This window comes from Rhodopirellula maiorica SM1 (assembly GCF_000346295.1).
GTDB classification, from domain to species: Bacteria; Planctomycetota; Planctomycetia; order Pirellulales; family Pirellulaceae; genus Novipirellula; species Novipirellula maiorica.
On the sequence record NZ_ANOG01000733.1, the window covers coordinates 1 to 5,421 of the forward strand.

4 protein-coding genes are annotated in these 5,421 nt (G+C 55.3%); 3 read left to right on the plus strand and 1 reads right to left on the minus strand.

What is annotated here, in order from left to right; translation table 11 throughout:
- Nucleotides 1-483: 483 nt before the first annotated feature.
- Nucleotides 484-1,344, plus strand: a complete 861-nt coding sequence (locus RMSM_RS37265; RefSeq protein WP_008702455.1) for a PAS and helix-turn-helix domain-containing protein — start codon at nt 484-486, stop codon at nt 1,342-1,344.
- Nucleotides 1,345-1,351: 7 nt separating this feature from the next.
- On the opposite strand, the gene RMSM_RS23665 is transcribed toward RMSM_RS37265, so the two are convergent.
- Complete coding sequence (locus RMSM_RS23665) at nt 1,352-2,422, minus strand: DUF1559 family PulG-like putative transporter (RefSeq protein ID WP_236622280.1); 1,071 nt, start codon at nt 2,420-2,422, stop codon at nt 1,352-1,354.
- 91 nt (nt 2,423-2,513) lie between these two features.
- Between RMSM_RS23665 and RMSM_RS23670 the strand changes: the two genes are divergently transcribed.
- Nucleotides 2,514-4,184: a hypothetical protein gene (locus tag RMSM_RS23670; RefSeq protein ID WP_008702458.1), complete on the plus strand. Its 1,671-nt coding sequence runs from the start codon at nt 2,514-2,516 to the stop codon at nt 4,182-4,184.
- A gap of 183 nt (nt 4,185-4,367) precedes the next feature.
- Nucleotides 4,368-5,261, plus strand: a complete 894-nt coding sequence (locus RMSM_RS23675; protein ID WP_008702460.1) for a DUF6655 family protein — start codon at nt 4,368-4,370, stop codon at nt 5,259-5,261.
- The last annotated feature ends 160 nt before the right edge of the window (nt 5,262-5,421 follow it).

Here is a 5,421-nt window from a genome sequence, read left to right on the forward strand (position 1 = left end):
CATAAGACCGCTGCAGGTAACCGCTTGGGAAAGCGTCATTTGCTGGAAAGATTTTGGGTTCTTGCGAGCGAAATCGCTTCAGTCCTAGTGCATTGAAAGCAAAGTTTCTTATCATCTAGCATTCGATCGAGAAGCTGGGTTCGTCGGCCTGCAATCCCAGCGATGGAGCTTGGTCGACCTGTTCAGGTCAGGATGACGAATCATAAGCAGTCGCATTTTTCGTGAAGACGTAGATTCGCCCACGTTCTTGATTCAGCGATCTAGTAATTGTCGAATTTTGCGGAAATCCGCGTACTTCCCCCCCGAGAAAGCAAGCTAGACTTAACTTGGTACCTCGGCTGATCGTGTAAAGTTTCCTCCGGTGAATGCAGAATATTTGTAGATAGATGTAATGGAAACGGGCGTGTGTGATCCCGTTTGCAATGTCGGTCGCGTGCTCGCGTGAACGTGCCTCCGTTAGCAACGAGTTGAATTGAATTCTTTATGAGCAGTCCATTTAGCTCGATCAATTGGGCCGACATCTTCCGCATGGAAGTGGGGCTAGGCGTGACGATCGTCACGCGAGACGGACGGGTGGCGTATAGCAATGAAGCCGCTCGTTCGCTGTTTGGTGTGCCACCTGCAAAGACCGGTACCTTTCGTCACTTGAGTGCCCTGTTCCACCCCGAATTTGTGCGGGAACGTATGGGTTGGATCGAACAGGTTCTCGAGAACGGAAAGCCGTTGCGGGCAAGACATATCTACAACGGCCATCAGATGGTTTCGACGTTTTACCCGATCAGCGACGGTGGTGAACTGCTCAAAAGCATGGATGCGACCAAGCCAAGCGACGAATCCAAGCCAAGCGACGAATCCATGCAAAGTGGCGAGGCAGAGCAAAGTCACGCGTCTGGACAAGAGAACGATGACGATCCGTCCCGCAATTCATCGCTTAACAATTCCCCAGATCCTCGCTCTCCAGGTTCTAGCGACGACCCCGGTGTGGCGCAATACGCCCTGATCTTGTCACGTCGCGCCCCGGTCGATTCGGCCGAAGACATCGAGACGGTGACAAGTCAGTATGTGGACCTGGGCTGTTTGTCGGCGTTGAGTAATCGTGAACTTGAAATTTTCATTCTGCTGGGACACGGCAAGAGCGTTCCCGAAGTAGCCAAGATGCTGCACCGCAGTCCGCGTACAATCGAGCGACACAAGACGGAGATCGGACGCAAACTTGGCTATTCAACACTGGCTGAAATCGCGCGCGCCGTAGGGCATCTTGGTTTGACCTCGGACCACTTGCAACTGGAACGCTTTCAAGCAGTGGTCGACGACGCCAAAGCGGAAGAAAAGATGCAAGAGTAACCGCGTTCTAGAACGCATCGATGACTTGATGATCGTTTCGATGGGTTAACCGTCCTAGCAGATCGGTCGAGATATCGACATTCACCACATGCACACTGCCATCGGCGTAGACAAAATTACATCCGCCTACATGGTAGCTGCCAAAGTTGGTTTGAAAGCGGTCAGTCGGAAAACGCGCCAGCGGATAACCGGGGCCGCCGCAGCGTGAAAAATTGGCCGGATGATCTCCGTTGTAGATCGCGCCGTCCTCCGGAGCCACCCCTTGTCGCGACGGACGCACATGTTTTTCGCCGACGATAATGGTATGGCTTGTTCCATCGGTCAGACTGGCGAAACGAGTGCGACTTTTCCACGTGACCAGCTTGGCGTTGGGGGGTGCGAAATTGCCGTCGGGCACCGTTTCAGGATCAGTGATTCCTTCCCCCATAATAAAAGCGCCGTTGGAATAGATCCAATTCCAAACTCCTGAGGGGCCGTGCCCTGCCGAGCAAGCGTAATCGCTGACGATTCCCGGAACATGACCGCTGGTTTCGTAGGGTGATAAAATATCGTCCCCTCGCGTGCTGTGAATATTGGCATCGCGGCGTGAGGGACAAAAATACGGAGCGATCGCCGTCAGCCTCGCCGCGTCGCTTTGGTAGTAATATTTGAGCGAATCGTCCCACTCGTCCGACAAAGCGGCCTGCTCTAAATGCGGTAGCAGCAGAAACGCCCAACTTGTGTAGTGATCGTAATTTCGACTCGGCGGCAATTCGTTTCGCTGAGCGTGAAAATTCTGGACCGCCAACCCGATCTGCTTCAGATGATTGAGACACTGGGTTTGCCGTGCTGATTCCCGCGAGGCTTGAACCGCCGGCAATAGCAGTCCTAACAACACGCCGATTGTGCCAATGACAACAAGCAGCTCGACCAGGGTAAAGCCGTGGATATGCGGGAAACGACGCCAGTCCCATTGAGAGTTCGAGACCGATTCCCTGTTTTCCCTCCTCTTACCGACCATCAATTGGGTACCCCCCGCTACCGCACGGCGTTCTAAAAAGACGAGCTCGGTCACCTCGACACAAAGTGACGGGCACACCACAGACACTTTCCCTACCCTCATCTTAGCAACGTCGCGGAGCACGAGGATCGATTGGGTCCCTTGGAGACCTAAGGGCTCATAAAGCACCATGGCTGGCTTTTTTGTCAAAACCGAGCATTCTGCGGCGGGTCCGTTCACCGGGGTCGAGCTCCGCGAAGCAGCGCTTTCGGGGATCATCGGTCCTCATTCGTTGGTCGGCGACACCGACACAGGTCCTTGGCATCCCGCAATGGCAATCGGTTTGTTTTCAGAGAAACGAATCGCACTTCCGCATCCAGAAGGTACCGTCGTCCCTCGTTATCATGTTCGCGGCATGATCGGATCCGCGCAGGGCCCCTTCAAACTCAGGGAATTGATCGGATTCGCCGCACGCGGAATGTTGGCGGCCGACGTCGAAATCCAAAGCGATGTAACGCAAACCTGGATTCCGGTGAACCGCATTCACGTCTTGCGAGCCTGTTTGAAGGGCGATCTGGTATTGCTCGGTTCCGCTGGAGAAATTCAGCGGCGAACCGACCTCGCGTCGCCTCATTTTGTCGGGACGCCGGCGTCGGTCGTGTCGCCCTCTGCTGCCGCCGTCGTCCCTGAGACGGTCGCAAGATCGGCACAGCACCACAGTGACGTCCGTTTCGGGTCACCCGAACATCGATTTGACAATCAACCGCTCGGCAGCACCGATGCGGTCGACACCTCACCTGCAGACAGTGCATACGCCGCCGCCGAAACATGGCCCGTCTCCCAAACCGATGCAGCGGACGACAACTCAGATCACAATAACTCGGATCGCGAGCGATTCCCCCTTCGCCTGCGAAAACGGATCGGGCGATGCGCGACATTGGTGCGAGAATGGCCGAGGTCGCCAGTAGCCCTGAGATCGATCGCAGTGTTGTTCGTGATCGCCGCCATTGGCATTTTTCAATCGCAATATCAAACCGCGGGAATGGCACCGGATCGTGTGATGGGTGATTGGATTGAAGCGTCAGCAGAGGGCCAATCTTCCCAACCAGCCTCGTTTGCGATTTCGTTTCGCGACGATGGACGCTGCGTGATTTTTTCACCTTATGGTCGATCTTGGACCGGTGATTTTTCATGGACGGATCGCCAAAGCGATGCCCCTGAGTTTTCAAGTCCCCATGCGATTGAGGCCAATTTTGACGCAATCGCCCCCAATCATCTTCATTCGCCAGTGCAACCGACCGACGGGCACGTCCGTTTTCAGGGGATGATGTCCTCACCGCCGGAGATTGCAGGACGCCTACTACGAGATTGTTTTCTGCGACGCGATGGTGATTCATTGCTTCTGGGATACTTATCATCTGTCCGTTGGAGCAAAGGGCAAAAGTCAATGCAGGCGGGCTGGATACGCTTGCAGCCGCTTTCGCATCCCACGACGCCCCGCGTTGCTGAAAAACTCAAGTCGATTCCTAGCGAACCAAGACCCGCAGATGTCATGCGTAGTTCGGAACCGGATTTCCCCATTGCCGACGCGATTGTGTCGATTGACAAGGGGCCTGCCGGCAAACGTGGCCCTCGGTTTGCCTCGCCCCATGGACGGCTAACTTACTCGAGTCTTGTCGACGCCGACTACCTGCTACGCACCTTTGGCATTCCCGATGCCGCTCGCCCTCTATTCCCCTTCGAAGCGCCCCGATTGCGACCGGGACCTTCGTTTGAAACCAGCCAGTTAATTCGATACGGCGAGCTCAAGTTCCTGATGAACCGCGAAGGGCACCTGCAATACGTTTCCCGGATGCAGTAATTACGTCACTGGCGATGGAGGGCTTACAACGAAAGATCGAGCGGGCGGTGGTGGCGTCATTTGCCAGCATTTCGGAATCAAGATTGAGCTTGCCCGCATGAAGCGATTCACGCTAAAAGCAGCACTGAACACGTTATACAGCATGCTCCCGCCTTCAATTTCCCTACCTCATCGTCGTTATCGATGCGTCTATTTCCTTCCCATGCGAATTGCCGATTCATCAATGGATTGGCGTGGATGGTCTTAGCGGCGGCTGTGACAGGGTGTGGAACCACCCAAGAACAGCTGGCGACTCAGCAACTCGTGCTAAGCAAGGCAATCGACCGCAGCGTTGCAGGGATCGACTTTCGCCCATTGTCGGGACGAAAAGTGTATCTCGACACAAGTTACTTGCGTCAGGCCAAGGACGTTGGCTTCGTTAACGCGGACTATGTCACCAGCTCGCTACGCCAGCAAATTGCGGCCGCAGGCTGTCTGCTGCAAGACACCAACAAAGATGCAGACATCGTCGTCGAAGCGAGAATCGGGACGCTCGGAGCCGATGAGCACCGAGTCACCTTTGGTATTCCCGAGAACAACGGATTGGCATCCGCCGCCTCAATGCTGCCCAATGCCCCCAGTTTCCCGGCAATGCCCGAATTCTCTTTGGCACGCCGCGATTCACGCGAAGGCGCCGCAAAAATTGCCGCGTTTGCTTACGAGCGAGATAGTCGCCAAGTCGTTTGGCAATCCGGCATCCGTGAATCGAATGCCACAGCCCGAGATACCTACGTGTTTGGCATCGGTCCATTCCAAAGTGGATCGATTCGGGAACGCACGAAATTGGCCGGAAGCAAGTACTTAAAATTTGGTGGGGCGGTGCACAATGATTCTCCGCACCAGAATTTTGCCCGACCACCGGTCAACTACACCGCGGAAACACGTTTCCAGGACGGGTGGCCTGTCTTTGACAGCAGTGGTGCGTTCCTTGATTTTATCGAAGGTCCCGCCGACGATACTGCCGAAGAACCGACGGCGATCGCAGCCCAGCCGCCTGAACCTCCCGACGATCAAGAACCGGCTACCGAAACCCGCTAGGGCCCCCGTCCATTTCGTAGGCGTGCATTTCGTAGGCGTGCATTTCGTAGGCGTGCATTTCGAGGCGTGCATTTCGAGGCGCCCCTCTCGTGGATCGTGCAGTCGATCACGCTGACAACCAAAGCGTCGTCTGTCGTCTCGGCATCACCGGTGATTTCGG

Bases quoted from the DNA above. Each gene is read 5' to 3' on its own strand.
- RMSM_RS23675 (WP_008702460.1), top strand. From the start codon at position 4,368: ATGCGTCTATTTCCTTCCCATGCGAATTGCCGATTCATCAATGGATTG.
- RMSM_RS37265 (WP_008702455.1), top strand. From the start codon at position 484: ATGAGCAGTCCATTTAGCTCGATCAATTGGGCCGACATCTTCCGCATG.
- RMSM_RS23670 (WP_008702458.1), top strand. From the start codon at position 2,514: ATGGCTGGCTTTTTTGTCAAAACCGAGCATTCTGCGGCGGGTCCGTTC.